Annotated in this window: 14 protein-coding genes; 10 read left to right on the top strand and 4 right to left on the bottom strand. The window is 73.9% G+C overall.

The genetic code is table 11. From position 1 onward, the window contains the following. Positions 1-16: 16 nt before the first annotated feature. Positions 17-1,780, top strand: a complete 1,764-nt coding sequence (locus tag ACP7CD_RS01370; RefSeq protein ID WP_017833198.1) for a dynamin family protein — start codon at positions 17-19, stop codon at positions 1,778-1,780. Next, positions 1,777-3,465 carry a dynamin family protein gene (locus tag ACP7CD_RS01365; RefSeq protein ID WP_017833197.1) on the top strand — a complete coding sequence of 563 codons (1,689 nt, stop codon included), beginning with the start codon at positions 1,777-1,779 and terminating at the stop codon, positions 3,463-3,465. Before ACP7CD_RS01370 ends, ACP7CD_RS01365 begins: the two co-directional genes overlap by 4 nt. Positions 3,466-3,534: 69 nt before the next feature. On the opposite strand, the gene ACP7CD_RS01360 is transcribed toward ACP7CD_RS01365, so the two are convergent. After that, positions 3,535-4,347: an IclR family transcriptional regulator gene (locus ACP7CD_RS01360; protein ID WP_255219483.1), complete on the bottom strand. Its 813-nt coding sequence runs from the start codon at positions 4,345-4,347 to the stop codon at positions 3,535-3,537. Between the two features lie 114 nt (positions 4,348-4,461). Here ACP7CD_RS01360 and leuC point away from each other — a divergent pair, with 114 nt between their 5' ends. The 6 genes from leuC (at position 4,462) to ACP7CD_RS01330 (ending at position 11,081) form a co-directional block, all read left to right on the top strand. Continuing rightward, positions 4,462-5,964, top strand: a complete 1,503-nt coding sequence (gene leuC / locus ACP7CD_RS01355; protein WP_035928931.1) for a 3-isopropylmalate dehydratase large subunit — start codon at positions 4,462-4,464, stop codon at positions 5,962-5,964. 32 nt (positions 5,965-5,996) lie between these two features. After that, the gene (leuD, locus tag ACP7CD_RS01350; protein WP_017833194.1) at positions 5,997-6,596 is read left to right on the top strand and encodes a 3-isopropylmalate dehydratase small subunit; all 600 of its coding nucleotides are present in this window, start codon (positions 5,997-5,999) and stop codon (positions 6,594-6,596) included. Positions 6,597-6,768: 172 nt separating this feature from the next. Next, positions 6,769-8,085, top strand: a complete 1,317-nt coding sequence (gene murA / locus ACP7CD_RS01345; protein WP_017833193.1) for a UDP-N-acetylglucosamine 1-carboxyvinyltransferase — start codon at positions 6,769-6,771, stop codon at positions 8,083-8,085. 13 nt (positions 8,086-8,098) lie between these two features. Next, a complete protein-coding gene (locus tag ACP7CD_RS01340; RefSeq protein ID WP_109222470.1) occupies positions 8,099-8,848 on the top strand; it encodes a lysophospholipid acyltransferase family protein in 750 nt (249 codons plus the stop codon). Continuing rightward, a complete protein-coding gene (locus tag ACP7CD_RS01335; protein ID WP_251355758.1) occupies positions 8,845-9,966 on the top strand; it encodes an NAD(P)H-dependent glycerol-3-phosphate dehydrogenase in 1,122 nt (373 codons plus the stop codon). The genes ACP7CD_RS01340 and ACP7CD_RS01335 overlap by 4 nt, the downstream gene beginning before the upstream one ends. After that, the gene (locus tag ACP7CD_RS01330; protein WP_017833190.1) at positions 9,963-11,081 is read left to right on the top strand and encodes a D-alanine--D-alanine ligase family protein; all 1,119 of its coding nucleotides are present in this window, start codon (positions 9,963-9,965) and stop codon (positions 11,079-11,081) included. Before ACP7CD_RS01335 ends, ACP7CD_RS01330 begins: the two co-directional genes overlap by 4 nt. A 34-nt stretch (positions 11,082-11,115) precedes the next feature. Here the strand turns inward: ACP7CD_RS01330 and ACP7CD_RS01325 are convergent, their stop codons facing one another. Then, entirely contained in the window at positions 11,116-11,718 is a 603-nt protein-coding gene (locus ACP7CD_RS01325; RefSeq protein WP_017833189.1) for a class F sortase, read from the bottom strand. 108 nt (positions 11,719-11,826) lie between these two features. Continuing rightward, positions 11,827-12,528, bottom strand: a complete 702-nt coding sequence (locus ACP7CD_RS01320) for a hypothetical protein (protein ID WP_126350231.1) — start codon at positions 12,526-12,528, stop codon at positions 11,827-11,829. A 479-nt stretch (positions 12,529-13,007) separates the two neighbouring features. Between ACP7CD_RS01320 and ACP7CD_RS01315 the strand changes: the two genes are divergently transcribed. Together ACP7CD_RS01315 and ACP7CD_RS01310 are read left to right on the top strand one after the other, a co-directional pair. Further along, positions 13,008-13,805, top strand: coding sequence for an ABC transporter ATP-binding protein (locus tag ACP7CD_RS01315; protein ID WP_017833187.1), 798 nt, complete (start codon positions 13,008-13,010; stop codon positions 13,803-13,805). After that, positions 13,802-15,082, top strand: a complete 1,281-nt coding sequence (locus ACP7CD_RS01310) for an ABC transporter permease (protein WP_017833186.1) — start codon at positions 13,802-13,804, stop codon at positions 15,080-15,082. Before ACP7CD_RS01315 ends, ACP7CD_RS01310 begins: the two co-directional genes overlap by 4 nt. 31 nt (positions 15,083-15,113) lie before the next feature. On the opposite strand, the gene ACP7CD_RS01305 is transcribed toward ACP7CD_RS01310, so the two are convergent. Beyond that, positions 15,114-15,419, bottom strand: coding sequence for a DUF4193 domain-containing protein (locus ACP7CD_RS01305; RefSeq protein ID WP_017833185.1), 306 nt, complete (start codon positions 15,417-15,419; stop codon positions 15,114-15,116). Positions 15,420-15,515: the final 96 nt, after the last annotated feature.

The raw sequence follows: 15,515 nt of genomic DNA, 5'->3' as shown, positions 1-15,515 counted from the left end.
CTGGCACAATGTCCCTGTGACCGACCAGACAGAGATCCTGAGCGCCCTCGAGGACGCGCGGGCGCTGCTCGCGGCGTCGACCCTCCCGCTGTCCACGACCGACGTGCTGCGCGAGCGCGAGGACATCGACCGTGCCGTCGCCCAGCTCGACGACTACGTGCTGCCCCGGGTGCGCTCCCTCGACGCGCCGCTGCTCGCGGTGGTCGGCGGCTCCACGGGCGCCGGCAAGTCGACCCTGGTCAACGCGGTCGTGGGGCACCCCGTGACCCGGTCCGGGGCCATCCGCCCGACCACCCGGCAACCCATCCTGATCCACCACCCGCGCGACGCCGAGGCGTTCTCGACCCAGCGGGTGCTCCCGCACCTGAGCCGGATCCACGCGCGGAAGGTCATCCCCGCCGGCTCGACCGCCGCGGACACCGCCTCCCCGTCCGCGCTGCCCGGCACCGCGGACGGCCAGGCCCTCGTGCTGCTCGCCGAGCCGCGGATCCCCGAGGGCGTCGCCCTGCTCGACGCCCCGGACGTCGACTCGATCTCCGACGAGAACCGCCGGCTCGCGGGGCAGCTGCTGGCCGCCGCCGACCTGTGGCTGTTCGTGACCACCGCGAACCGCTACGCCGACGCCGTGCCGTGGCGGCTGCTCGTCGAGGCCGCCCAGCGGGACATCACGGTGGCCGTGGTCCTCGACCGGGTCCCGCAGGGGCTCGAGGCCGAGATCGAGGACGACCTCCGGCGGATGCTCGCCGAGCAGGGCCTCGGGGACGCCCCGGTGTTCACCGTCCCGGAGTCACCGCTCAACGAGATGGGCATGCTCCCGCCCCACGTCGTCGCCCCCGTGGTGGACTTCCTGGCCGAACTGGGGCGCAACGCCGCCTCCCGCTCGGAGATCGCCCGCCGGACCCTCGGCGGCGCGGTCCGCTCCATCGCGGAGCGCACCGGCGCGGCCGGGACGGCGGTGCTCTCCCAGCACCGCGTCGAGGCGCAGCTGCGCCACGACGTGGACCGCGCCTTCGACGAGGCGCTCGCCGCCGTCATCGAGTCGACCCGGGACGGGACCCTGCTGCGCGGCGAGGTCCTCGCCCGCTGGCAGGACTTCGTGGGCACCGGCGAGTTCTTCCGCAACCTCGAGGCCGGGATCGGCCGGATGCGGGACCGGCTCACCGCCTTCTTCAGCGGGAGGCCGGCACCCGAGGTCCAGGTCGAGGAGGCCATCGAGACCGGTCTGCAGACCGTGATCGTTGAGGAGGCCGCGCGCGCCTCCGAGACCGCGGAGCGCCGCTGGCTGGACGAGCCCGCGGGCCGGGTCCTGCTCGGCGGGTCCGACCTCGGCTCGCTGCCCCCGGACTTCCGCGAGCGCACGGCAGAGCAGGTGCGCGCCTGGCAGGGCGACCTCATGGAGCTGATCCAGCGCGAGGGCGCGGACAAGCGGACCAGGGCGCGGGCCATGTCGCTGGGTGTGAACGCGCTCACCGTGATCCTCATGATCGGCGTGTTCTCCATGACGGGCGGGCTCACCGGGCTGGAGGTCGGCATCGCCGGCGGCTCCGGCGTGGTGGGCACCAAGCTGCTCGAGGCGGTCTTCGGGGAGGACGCCGTGCGGCGGATGGCCGAGGACGCCCGCAAGAACCTCGAGTCCCGGATCCACACGGTCATGGACCAGCAGGCGTCCGTGTTCCTGCGGCGCCTCGACGTCCTGGACGGGCACCCGGAGGCCGACGAGCTCGTGGCCGTGGCCGAGCGCATCCGCGCCGCCGGGCGGACGCTGGGGGAGAGCGCATGAGCCCCGCCCGGCAGGCGGCGCCGACCCTCTCCGAACGGCTCACCGCGCTCGCGCGCGCCACGGAGCTGGCCTCCGGCCGGCTCGACGACGAGGCCGTGGCGGCGTCCCGCACGGTCCTGGACCGCGCCGCCGAGCGGCGCTCCCTGTCCGCCGACCACACCGTGGTGGGCTTCTTCGGGGCGACCGGGTCCGGGAAGTCCACCCTGTTCAACGCGGTCGTGGGACGGGACATCGCCCGGGCCGCCGCCCGCCGCCCCACCACCTCCGAGCCGCTGGCCGCCGTCTGGGGGGAGCCGGGCAGCGAGGCCCTGCTGGACTGGCTCGGTGTCACCCAGCGCCACCACGTCGACACGCCCCTGCCCACCGGGCACGCGGACGCCGGCCGGTGGACGCGCGTCAAGGAGCGGATCACGGGCGCGCCCGCCGCGGAGGCGCCCGGCGGCCTGATCCTGCTCGACCTGCCGGACTTCGACTCCGTGAGCCTGCACCACCGCACCATCGTGCAGCGTCTCGTCGGCATGGTCGACGTCGTGGTGTGGGTCGTGGACCCGCAGAAGTACGCCGACGCGGTCATCCACCAGGAGTTCATCGCGCCGCTGGCCCGGCACGGGGCCGTGACCATGGTGGTGATGAACCAGGTGGACCGGCTGCCGGACGCCGAGGTCCCCGCCGTGATGGCCTCCCTCGAGGAGCTCGTGGCCCAGGACGGGCTGCCCACCACGGGGCTGTCGAAGCCGGTGGCCGTCTCCGCGGTGACGGGGGAGGGCGTCGAGGCCCTCCGCGCGCGGATCCGCCAGGTGGCCGACACCAGGGCGGCGGCCGGCGCCCGGCTCGACGCCGACGTGGACGACGCCGCCGCGCTGCTCGCCGAGGCCTCCGGGGACGGGGAGCCTGCCGGGATCACCGAGCCGGCGCAGGAGCGGCTCACCGACGGGCTGGCGCAGGCCGCCAACGTGCCCGGGATCGCCCGGGCCGCCGGGAGGTCCTACGCCCTGCACGCGGCGGAGCACACGGGGTGGATCCCCACCCGGTGGCTGCTGAGGTTCCGCAAGGACCCGATGCGGCGGCTGAACCTCGACCGGGGTGGGACCGTGAACCCCGAGGTCAACCGCACGTCTCTGCCGCCCATGGGCGCCGCCCAGCGGGCTGCGGCCGACTCCGCGGTGCGCACCTTCGCCCACGACGCCGCAAACGGGGCCGCCGAACCGTGGACCCGGTCGGTCCGGCAGGCCGCGCGCACTCACGAGGAGAGGCTGCCGGACGCGATCGACCAGGCGGTCGCCCGCACCGACTTCCGGGCCGGGCGGAACTCCTGGTGGTGGCTCGTCCTCGACGTCGTCCAGTGGCTCGCGATGCTCGCGGTGGTCGCGGGTCTGCTGTGGCTCCTGGGCCTGTTCCTGCTCGAGTGGTTCCAGATCCCCGTCCCGCCGCCCCCGTACGTCGAGGGCTTCCCGCTGCCCGTGCCCACGCTGCTCGTCCTCGCCGGGGTGGTGCTCGGGATCTTCACGGCCCTGACCGGCCGGGTCCTCGCCGGCTTCGGCGCCCGGATGCGGGAGCGCTCGGTGCGGCGCCGGCTGCGCGAGTCGGTGGCCGAGGCCGCCCGGCGCACCGTCGTCGACCCCGTGCGGGCGGAGCTCGAGGCCTTCGCCGCCTTCCGGAGGGCGCTGGCCGTCCTGCGCGGCTGAGCGCGGCGGCCGCGGAGCGTCCCCCGCCGCACGGCGGGGGACGGCAGGGCGGGGGCCGCCGGCGCCCGGCTACTGGGTGGTGGCCCGGACCGCCTCCGTGAGCTGGCGCGCGGCCTGCACCACGACCTCGGCGTGCAGCCGGCCCGGCTGGCGGGTGAGCCGTTCGATCGGTCCGGAGATCGACACCGCGGCGATCACCCGGCCCGAGGGTCCGCGCACCGGGGCCGAGACGGAGGCGATGCCCGGTTCGCGCTCGCCCAGCGACTGCGCCCAGCCCCGGCGGCGCACCCCGGCCAGCACGGTCGCGGAGAACCGCGCGTGGCGCAGGCCCTCGAGCAGGCGGTCGTGGTCCTCCCACGCGACGAGCACCTGCGCGGCGGAGCCCGCCTTCATCGACAGCTGCGTGCCCACCGGGATCGTGTCCCGCAGCCCGATCGGCCGCTCGGCGGAGGCCACGCACACGCGCCAGTCGCCCTGCCGGCGGAAGATCTGCGCGGACTCCCCGGTGGCGTCCCGCAGGTTCATCAGGACGGGGCCGGCGGCCGCGATCAGGCGGTCCTCGCCGGCCGCGGACGCCAGCTCCACGAGCCGGGAGCCGAGCACGAACCGGCCCTGGATGTCCCGTCCCACGAACCGGTGGTGGGCCAGTGCCACGGCCAGCCGGTGCACGGTGGGCCGGGCGAGGCCCGTGGCGCTCACCAGCTGGGCCAGCGTCGCCGGCCCCGCCTCGAGGGCGTCGAGGATCATCGCGGCCTTGTCGACCACCCCCACCCCGCTGGGCGCGGTGGTCGCGGTCAGCGCGAGCGACTCCCCGGTGCCCTGCCCGCCCAGCGGCGTGCCGAGCGGGGCGCCGGACGGATCCATGTGTCCAGATGTGTCCATGCACTGATACTGACGTCTCAAAATGTGAGAAGCAAGCCCGAAAGCTGGCCCGTCGCGAGCCGGGCGCCGACCATGGAGGAAACACGTTGCACAGGCAGCACGGAAGGATCCGCCATGCCGGACTACCAGTCCTCGACCCCCTCCACGACCTCCGCCGCACCCTCCGGGCCCCGGGGCGGGCGCACCCTCGCCGAGAAGGTCTGGGCGGACCACCTCGTGCGCCAGGGCGAGGACGGCCGGCCGGACCTGCTCTACATCGACCTCCACCTGCTCCACGAGGTCACCTCGCCGCAGGCCTTCGAGGGGCTGCGCCTGGCGGGCCGCCCGCTGCGCCGGCCCGAGCTCACGATCGCCACCGAGGACCACAACACGCCCACGCAGGACATCTTCTCCCGCATCGCCGACGACACGTCCCGCAAGCAGATCGAGACCCTGCGGGCCAACTGCGCCGAGTTCGGCGTGCGCCTGCACCCGCTCGGGGACGCCGAGCAGGGCATCGTGCACGTGGTGGGTCCCCAGCTGGGCCTCACCCAGCCCGGGATGACCGTGGTCTGCGGCGACTCCCACACCTCCACCCACGGCGCGTTCGGGGCCCTGGCCTTCGGCATCGGCACCTCCGAGGTCGAGCACGTGATGGCCACCCAGACGCTGCCGCTCGCCCCGTTCCGGACCATGGCCATCAACGTCGAGGGCACGCTGCGCCCGGGGGTGTCCGCCAAGGACATCATCCTGGCCGTGATCGCCAAGATCGGCACCGGCGGCGGACAGGGCTACGTCCTGGAGTACCGGGGCTCGGCCATCCGGGCCCTGTCCATGGAGGCTCGGATGACCATCTGCAACATGTCGATCGAGGCCGGCGCCCGCGCGGGCATGATCGCCCCCGACGACACCACGTTCGACTACGTCCAGGGCCGTCCGCACGCGCCGCAGGGCGCCGACTGGGACGCGGCCGTCGAGTACTGGCGGACCCTGCGCACCGACGAGGACGCCGTCTTCGACGCCGAGGTCTTCCTCGACGCGGACGAGCTCGAGCCGTTCGTCACCTGGGGCACCAACCCCGGCCAGGGCGTCCCCCTGTCCCAGGCCGTCCCCGACCCCGAGGACATCGGGGACGAGAACGACAAGGCCAACGCCCGCCGGGCCCTCGAGTACATGGGCCTGGCCGCCGGCACCCCGATGAAGGAGATCCCGGTGGACACCGTCTTCCTGGGCTCCTGCACCAACTCCCGGATCGAGGACCTGCGGGCGGCGGCGGAGATCGTCAAGGGCCGCGCCAAGGCGCAGAACGTCCGGATGATGGTGGTGCCGGGCTCGGCCAAGGTGCGGCTGCAGGCCGAGGCCGAGGGCCTGGACCGGGTGTTCAAGGACTTCGGCGCGGACTGGCGCTTCGCGGGCTGCTCGATGTGCCTGGGCATGAACCCGGACCAGCTCGCCCCCGGCGAGCGGTGCGCCTCGACGTCGAACCGCAACTTCGAGGGCCGGCAGGGCAAGGGCGGGCGCACCCACCTCGTCTCGCCCGTGGTGGCCGCCGCCACCGCGGTGCGCGGCACGCTGTCCTCCCCGTCCGACCTCGAGCCCGCCGGCGCCCCCACGGACCTCGCGTCCGCCGGCGCCTGAGCCCTCGACCCGAAGCCCAGAAAGGCCCTGCCATGGAGAAGTTCACCACCCACCGGGGTGTCGGCGTCCCGCTGCGCCAGTCCAACGTGGACACCGACCAGATCATCCCGGCCGTCTACCTCAAGCGGATCACCAAGACCGGCTTCGAGGACGCCCTGTTCGCCGCCTGGCGCAAGAACGAGGACTTCGTGCTCAACCGGGAGCCGTACCGGCACGGCTCCGTGCTGGTGGCCGGGCCCGACTTCGGCACCGGCTCCTCCCGGGAGCACGCGGTGTGGGCGCTGCGCGACTACGGCTTCCAGGCCGTCATCTCCTCCCGGTTCGCGGACATCTTCCGCGGCAACTCGGGCAAGCAGGGGCTGCTGGCCGCGCAGGTCGACCAGGCGGACGTCGAGCTGCTGTGGAAGCTGATCGAGGAGCACCCCGGCACCGAGATCGAGGTCGACCTCGAGTCCCGCACGGTGACGTGCGACACGGTGACGGTGCCGTTCACGATCGACGACTACACGCGCTGGCGCCTCATGGAGGGCCTCGACGACATCGGGCTCACCCTCCAGCGCGAGGAGGACATCGCCGCGTTCGAGGCGGGCCGTCCCGCCTTCAAGCCGACCACGCTGCCCGCCCGCACCTGACCCCGTCACGCCCGGCACGGCCCGGCGGAGCCTCCCACGGCCCGCCGGGCCGTCGTGCTGTCCCGGACACGCACGACGCCCGCCCCTGTGCGGGGGCCCTCGCCGGGGAACCTACACTGTACGGGTGCCGCTCCCGCTCGGGGGTGGCCCGGCAACAGCAGATCGGAAGGTCATGAGCAGCGCACTGCACATCACGGGCGGAATCCCCCTGTCCGGGCAGGTCACCGTGCGAGGTGCCAAGAACCTCGTCCCCAAGGCCATGGTGGCCGCCCTCCTGGGCTCCACACCGTCCGTCCTGGAGAACGTGCCCCAGATCAAGGACGTCCAGGTCGTCACCAACCTGCTGGCGCTGCACGGGGTCGACGTGGGGCGCGAGGACGGCCGGCTGGCCCTGGACCCCTGCAACGTCACCACGGCGCGGCACGCGGACATCGACGCCCACGCCGGGGACTCGCGGATCCCGATCCTGCTGTGCGGGCCCCTGCTGCACGCCATCGGCGAGGCGTTCATCCCCGACCTCGGCGGGTGCAAGATCGGCGACCGGCCCATCAACTACCACCTCGACGTGCTGCGCCACTTCGGCGCCCGTGTCGAGAAGCTGGAGTCCGGGATCCGGATGAGCGCCCCGCACGGCCTGCACGGCGCCAAGGTGGAGCTGCCCTACCCCTCGGTCGGCGCGACCGAGCAGGTGCTGCTCACCGCCACCCGGGCCGACGGCCACACCGAGCTGCGCGGCGCCGCCACCGAGCCCGAGATCATGGACCTCATCGCGATCCTGCAGAAGATGGGCGCCATCATCACCGTCCAGACCGACCGGGTGATCCGCATCGAGGGCGTCCCCGAGCTCACCGGCTACCGGCACCGGGCCATGCCCGACCGCATCGAGGCCGCCTCCTGGGGCTCCGCCGCGCTGGCCACCGGCGGCGACATCTTCGTGGCCGGGGCCCGGCAGTCCGACATGATGACCTTCCTCAACACGTTCCGCAAGATCGGCGGGGGCCTCGACATCCGGGAGGAGGGCATCCGCTTCTACCACCCCGGCGGGGACCTCAACCCGCTCATCGTGGAGACCGACGTCCACCCCGGCTTCATGACCGACTGGCAGCAGCCGCTCGTGGTCGCCCTGACCCAGGCCACGGGCGTATCCATCGTGCACGAGACCGTCTACGAGAACCGCTTCGGCTTCACCGCCGCCCTCAACCGGATGGGGGCCACGATCCAGCTGCACCGCGAGTGCCTGGGCTCCGTGCCCTGCCGCTTCGGCCAGCGCAACTTCGTGCACTCGGCCGTGATCTCCGGGCCCACCCCGCTGCAGGCCTCCGAGATCAACATCCCCGACCTCCGCGGCGGCTTCTCCCACCTCATCGCGGCGATGGCCGCCGAGGGCACGTCCCACGTCACCGGCGTGGAGCTCATCGAGCGCGGCTACGAGCACTTCACCGACAAGCTGACGGGGCTCGGGGCGTCCTTCGAGCTCGACGGCGAGTGAGCCGGGCCCGCCGATGAGCCGCACCTCGAACCGCCGCCTGTTCCGCGTGCTCGCGGGCGTCGTCAAGCCGGCCTACCGGCTGGCGGCCCGGCTGCGCTGGACGGGGGAGGAGCACCTGCCCGCCGAGGGCGGATTCATCGTGGTGCCCAACCACCTCACCGAGCTCGACCCCCTGACGGTCGCGATCACGCTCTACGACAACGGGATCATGCCGCGATTCCTGGCGAAGGAGTCCCTGTTCCGCGCCCCCGGGGTGGGGACGGTGCTCCGGGCCACCGGCCAGGTCCCCGTGCTGCGCGGCACGGCCGACGCCGCGGCGGCGCTCACGGCCGCCCGCGCCGAGCTCGCCTCCGGCGGCGCCGTGGTGATCTACCCCGAGGGCACCCTCACCCGGGACCCCGACCGGTGGCCGATGACCGGGCACACGGGCGCCGCGCGCCTGGCCCTCGCGACCGGGGCCCCGGTGGTCCCGGTGGCGCACTGGGGGGACCAGGAGGTCCTCGACCACGACCGCTCCACCGGCCGGCGCACGGTCAGCCTGTTCCCCCGGAAGGACGTGCGCGTGCGGATCGGCCCGCCCGTGGACCTCACCCCGTGGCGGGACGACGTCCCCGACCTGACCCATCCGGTGGGCCGCCACGCGGCGCGGCTCGAGGACGCCACCGACGCCGTCATGCGCGCCGTGACCCGGGAGCTCGCGGTGCTGCGCGGCACGGACGCGCCGGCAGTCCTCTGGGACCGGCGCCGGGGAGGCCGCCCGTGACGCCCCCCGAGACCGCCGCGGCCCCTGCCGGCGGCCTGCCCGCAGTCGGGCCGCGGAGGATCGCCGTGCTGGGCGCCGGGTCCTGGGGCACGACCTTCGCCAAGATCCTCGCCGACAGCGCCCGCGAGTCCGCCCACGCCCGGGCCGAGCCGATCGGGCGGACCGTGGCCCTGTGGGGACGCAGCGCCCCCGCGATGGACCACACCGCGCGCACCCGCGTCAACGACCGCTACGTGCCCGGCATCCGGCTGCCCGAGCGCCTGGAGATCACCGCCGACCTCGCCGCCGCCGTGCGCGGCGCGGACCTGGTGGTCCTCGCCGTGCCCGCCCAGTCCCTGCGCGCCCAGCTGACCGCCGTGGCCGGACACCTCGAGCGCGACGCCGTGGTGCTGTCCCTCGCCAAGGGGCTCGAGCGGGACACGGGGCTGCGGATGAGCGAGGTCGTCGCCGAGGAGCTGGGGCGGGCCACCGGGCTGGGCCCCCGGCACTGGCGGGCGCGCACGTGCGTGCTGTCCGGGCCCAACCTGGCCATGGAGATCGCCGAGGAGCAGCCCACGGCCTCCGTCGTGGCGGCCCCCGCCACGGACCTGGCCACCTGGGTGGCCCACGCCTGCCGGACCCGCTACTTCCGCCCCTACACGAACACGGACGTGGTGGGCACCGAGATCGGCGGCGTCGTCAAGAACGTCATCGCCCTCGGGGTGGGCATCGCCGACGGCCGCCACTTCGGGGAGAACTCGAAGGCCTCCATCATCACCCGCGGGCTCGCCGAGACGACCCGGCTCGCGCTCGCCCTCGGCGGGAGGCTGGAGACCCTCTCCGGCCTCGCCGGACTGGGCGACCTCGTGGCCACCTGCTCCTCCCCGCTGTCCCGCAACCGCACCGCGGGCCGGCTCCTCGGCCTGGGCCTCACCCCGGCGGAGGTCCAGGAGGAGATGACCCAGACCGCCGAGGGCATCAAGTCCGCCCCCGCCGTGCTCGCCCTGGCCCGCCGCCACGGCGTGGACATGCCCATCACCGAGGCCGTCGTGGCCATCCTCCGCGAGGAGATCACCATCGACGACGTGGCCCCGCTCCTGCTGGGCCGCGAGATCAAATCCGAAGGGACCGCCCCATGACCCCCCGCCCCTGCGTCGCCGTGCTGTTCGGCGGACGCTCCAGCGAGCACTCCATCTCCCTCATCACCGCCCTCGGGGTCCTGCGCGCCATCGACCGGGACAAGTGGGACGTGGTGACCGTCGGCATCGCCACCTCCGGCGAGTGGTTCCTCTGCCCGCAGGAGGAGCTGGAGGCGCTGCTGGACGCGAACCCGATCGCGGAGCTGCCCGTGGGCGACGAGCTCGTGAGCCTGCCGCTGAAGGTCGGGGAGAGCGAGCTCATCGTGCGCCAGGACGGTCCCTGCGGGCAGACCGTCAGCCGGGACCGGCACATCGACGTGGTGCTGCCCCTGCTGCACGGGCCCTTCGGCGAGGACGGCACCCTGCAGGGTCTGCTCGAGCTCGCCGACCTGCGCTACGTGGGCTGCGGCGTCACGGCCTCCGCGGTGGGGATGGACAAGCACTTCATGAAGCTCGCCTTCGAGGCGGCGGGCCTGGCGGTGGGCCCCTACACCGTGGTGACCGACCGGCAGTGGGCCGTGGACCCCCAGGACGTGCGCGAGCGCATCGCCGCGCTGGGCTTCCCCGTGTTCGTCAAGCCCGCCCGGGCGGGGTCCTCCTTCGGCATCACGAAGGTGGAGCGCGCCGAGGATCTGGACGCCGCGATCGAGACCGCCCGCGAGCACGACCGCAAGCTGGTGGTCGAGGCGGGGATCGTGGGGCGGGAGATCGAGTGCGCCGTCCTCCAGGGCCGCGGGACCGCCGCCGCCCGGACCTCCATGCCCGGCGAGATCGAGATCGTCGACGAGCACGCGTTCTACGACTTCGAGGCGAAGTACGTCTCGCAGGCCTCCGCGCGGCTCAGCTGCCCCGCGGACCTGCCGCAGGAGGCGATCGGGACGATCCGCCGCAGCGCCGTGACCGCGTTCGAGGCGCTGGACGGGGAGGGCCTGTGCCGGGCCGACTTCTTCTACACCCCCGACGGGCGGGTGGTCATCAACGAGATCAACACGATGCCGGGGTTCACACCGATCTCGATGTACCCCCGGATGTGGGCCGCCTCCGGGCTCGACTACGCCGAGCTGATCGACGAGCTCCTGGGCCTCGCCCTGGAACGGCCGGTCGGGCTGCGCTGAGCCGCGGCACACCACCGGGGGCGGAGCCCCCGGCTCACGCAGCGGGCGACGCGGTGACGACGACGTTCTTGCCGACCGCGTCCTGGGTGTAGCAGCTGATCAGGACGATGCGGTTCGGGACGATCCGCCAGATCTCGCTGTCCTTCAGCGTGTCCTTCTCGTAGGTGGTCACCGAGTCCACCACGTAGTCGAGGGTCCCGTCCACGGTCTCGACCTCGAGCTCCTCCCCGACCAGGGTCGGGTCGCTCAGCTTGTTGAAGGGCAGCTCCACCTTGTCGTAGCTGTGCCCCGCGATGTACGTGGTGTTCGTCGACCCCTCGCCGGGCATCCCGTACGGCGTGAGCCGGTAGCCGCTGTAGGTCTGCGGAGGCACGAGCGAGCCGCCCTCGAGGTCCTCGTCGGTCGGGTCGTAGGGGAGCACGTCGGCGTCGAAGCCGACCGAGTCTATGCTCAGGCGCACCGGCGACGCCGCGGCCGGCACGTGCCCCAGGAGGTGCTGGGCGAGGAACCACTGGTTCATGAGCGCCACCCACAGCACGGCGGCGCACAGCGTCACCACCGCCGCCCGCCGGACCAGGGGATCCCTCTCCTCGGCCGGGACGGGGCGCGGCGGTCCCGCCACGGTGCTCGTTGCCATGCTGTGCTGTCCTCCTCCGACCTGACCTGTTCTCCGACCCGGCGCGTTCCGCCGGGGTCGGTGCCGTGCCGGCGCCGCCCCGCGGGCACCACCGGCACGGCACGCGGCTCAGGCGCCGCTGCGCCCGAGCCTCCGGGCCCGGTACGCGAGCGCACCGGGAAGGGCCACTGCCGCCGCGAGCAGCGCCGTGAGCAGACCGGCGCCGGCCGCCTGCCCCATCGGTGCCGCGGTGAGGCGGGTGTCCACGTTGAGCCCCGGGTTCGCGGCCCCGGCGGCGGCCTCCTGGGGCGCGAGCTCCGGGACCACCTCCTGCTGGACCGCGGCTGCGGCCGGCGCGGCGGGTGCCGCGTCGGACAGCGCCGGTGCCTCCGGCGCCACGTCGGCCACGAACGGAGCCGGCGCCTCCGCCGGTGCGGGCAGGACCTCCTCGGCGGCCGGCACGTCCACGGGCGCGGCAGCCGGGACGTCCACGGGCGCGGCGACCGGGACGTCCGCGAGGGCCGCGGCCGGCAGCTCGGGCGCCGCCACGTCGGCGACGACCGGTGCGGGCTCGGCGACCGGGACCTCCGCCGGTGCGGGCGGAGCCGCCTCGGCGACCAGGACCTCGGCGACCGGGACGTCCGCGGGCACCGCGGCCGGCAGCTCCGCCACGGCACCGGCCACCTCGGTGGATGCGGCCGCGCCCGGTGGGGCGTCGACCGGCGGGGCGTCGCCAGGTGCCGCGACGGCCGCCGGGACGCCCAGGAACAGGCCCCCCACCAGCACGGTCGCCGAGGCACCGGCAACAGCCAGTCTTCTCGTAGTTGTCATGTCGATGCGTCTCCTGTACTCCGTAGTCGGCCCGGGCCCACCCCAGGACCGCCAGCGCGCCGCACGGCCCCACCGGGGTCCTTGCCGCGCCCCCGCGCGGACGGACCCCCGTCACGTCGTGCCGCTCGTCGTTCGGCGCGGACGGGGCGTGCGCCCGTCCCGCGGAGCCGGAACCCCCTGCCGAAGAACAGCTGTGCTGTTAACTATCGTCCACATCCCGGCATTAGCAAGGGTGAACTGTTACGTGACGGGAGGAGTCCCGGCCTGCAGCACCGGACCCGGCGAGCGCCTCCGGGCCCTCGTCACCGGTCCGCCGGGGGTGTCCGCACCGGCCGCCCCGGCCCGTGCGGGTCACGGGACAGCACTAGTGGGGACACGGATCGGGTCGCCGTCGTCATTCGCTTGCGCACATGATGGGGGAGGGACGTGGTCCCGCGGCGGCCGTCCGGGGGGACGGTCGCCCCGACAGGGGGAATTCGATGACGTCCGCGGTGCTCGAGGCCGAGAACCTGGTCAAGATCTACGGCCGGGGGGACACCCGTTTCGCCGCGCTGCGGGGCGTGGACCTGCGCATCCGGCACGGGGAGTCCGTCGCCGTCGTCGGGAAGTCCGGCTCGGGCAAGTCGACCCTGATGCACCTGCTCGCGCTGCTCGACGCGCCCACCCGCGGCACGGTGTCCCTGGACGGCAGGCCGGCGGCGTCGATGACGGCCCGTGAGCTCAACGAGACGCGCAACGCCGCGTTCGGGTTCGTGTTCCAGCAGTTCTACCTGACCCCGGACCAGACCGTCCTGGAGAACGTGGTGCTGCCGCTGCGCATCGCCGGGGTCCGCCCCGGAGCGCGCCGGCGCCGTGCCCTGGACGTGCTCGAGCGCCTGGACGTGGCGGAGAAGGCCTCCAGCCGTGCCGCCGACCTGTCGGGCGGGCAGAAGCAGCGGGTCGCGATCGCCCGGGCCCTGGTCAACGACCCCTCCGTGATCTTCGCCGACGAGCCCACCGGCAACCTTGACTCGGCCACCGGCGCGGTGGTCCAGGACCTCCTGCTCGAGCTCCACCGGGAGCGCGGCATCACCCTCGTCGTCGTCACCCACGACGAGGACCTCGCCCGGCGCTGCGGACGCCAGGTGCACCTGCACGACGGTCTCGTCGTGGACGCCCCTCCACCCCGGCAGGCCCCCGCAGCCGGGGCGGACGACGCCGGAGGGGACGACGCAGGAGGGGACGACGCCGGCGCGGACGACGAGGTCGTCGTCGGAGCGGTCGGAGGTGCCCGGTGAGGTGGTCCGACCTGCTGGCCTCCGCGGTCGCCAACACCGCGCGCGCCAGGATCCGCGCCACCCTGACCGTGCTCGCCGTCTTCATCGGTGCGTTCGCCCTGACCCTCACCTCCGGCATGGGCACCGGGGTGAACCGGTACATCGACGACACCGTGGCGGCGTTCGGCGACGCCGACGCGCTCTACGTCCAGAAGTCGCAGCCCCTCATCGAGCTGTCGTCGACCTCGGGCCCGCGGGAGTACGACCCGGACACCACCCGGATCCGGACGGGGTTCGGCGTGTCCTTCGAAGGGCTGACCCCCGAGGACATCGAGGTCATCGAGGACCTGGACGGGGTGCGCTCCGTGAAGCCGATGTACTCCGTGGCCCCCACCTACCTGGAGGCCGCCGACGGCAGCCGGTTCCAGCTCTCCCCGGGGATCCCCGTCGACGCCGTGGGCCTGCAGATGGTGGCCGGCGGAGCGCCCGCCGCGGGCCGGGACGAGATCGCGGTCCCCGACAGCTGGGTCGCCGACCTGGGCTTCTCCTCCGCGCAGGAGGCCGTCGGAGGCCGCGTCGACGTGGTCATGACCAACATGGCGGAGCAGGACCGGGCGTTCCCCGCCACGATCTCCGGGGTGACGCAGGCCAGTCTCGTCGGGACCTCCCTGAACCCCATCCCGTCGGACACGTTCAACGAGCGGCTCTACGACTACCAGGTCAGCGGCGTCCCGGAGGAGGTCCCGGAGAGCTTCGCGATGGCCACGGTCACGGTCGAGGACATGGCCCTGGCCCCCGGGATCCAGGCGCGGCTGGAGGAGCAGGACATGCTCGGGCTCACCGTGGAGGACCAGCTCGGCATGTTCCGCGCCGTCATCAACGCCATCGTGTGGATCCTCAACGCCTGCGCCGTCATCGCGCTCGTGGCCGCCGGGCTCGGCATCGTCAACACCCTGCTGATGTCGGTCCAGGAGCGGACCCGGGAGATCGGCCTGATGAAGGCCATGGGCATGAGCGGAGGCCGGGTCTTCGGCCTGTTCTCCCTCGAGGCCGTCTTCATCGGGTTCCTCGGGGCGGTCGTCGGCGCCGTCGCGGGCGTCGTCGGCGGCTCGGCCCTGAGCGGGGCGCTGGCCGACGGGTTCCTGTCCGGGCTGCCGGGGCTGTCGCTGTTCGCGTTCGAGTCGTGGCGGGTGGCCCTGATCGTGCTCTCGGTCATGGGGATCGCGTTCCTGGCCGGGACGATCCCCGCCGTCCGGGCCGCGCGGAAGGACCCCATCGCCTCCCTGCGCCACGAGTGACCGGGCGGGCCCGGGGCGGGTGCCGCGGCCGTCAGCCCTCGCACTCGATGCAGTACCGGGCGCCGTCCTGCTCGCGGGCGAGCTGGCTGCGGTGGCGGACCAGGAAGCAGGACATGCAGGTGAACTCGTCGTCCTGCTCGGGCACCACCTGGATGAGCAGCTCCTCCTGGGACAGGTCCGCCCCCGGCAGGTCGATGCCCTCCGCCGTGTCCGAGTCGTCGACGTCGATCGCCGGGCTCTGCGCGGTGGCGCTGCGCTGCGCCTGGATCACCTCGAGGGACTCGTTGGCGGGCTCGTCCTCGGGCTTGACGCGGGGCTCGTCGTAATCGGTGGCCACGGATGTGCCTCCTTCTGGCGTGGTGGTGGGGCGCGGTGCGCTCGCGCGCGTGTCCACGCCACAACCGGGCGGGGCACGGGCCTATTCCCGAGCCCC

The sequence above is a fragment of the Kocuria sp. LHG3120 genome, from assembly GCF_049897445.1.
GTDB lineage: Bacteria > Actinomycetota > Actinomycetes > Actinomycetales > Micrococcaceae > Kocuria > Kocuria rosea.
The sequence above is the reverse complement of the archived record's forward strand: the minus strand, read 5'-3'. Positions and strand labels throughout refer to the sequence as shown.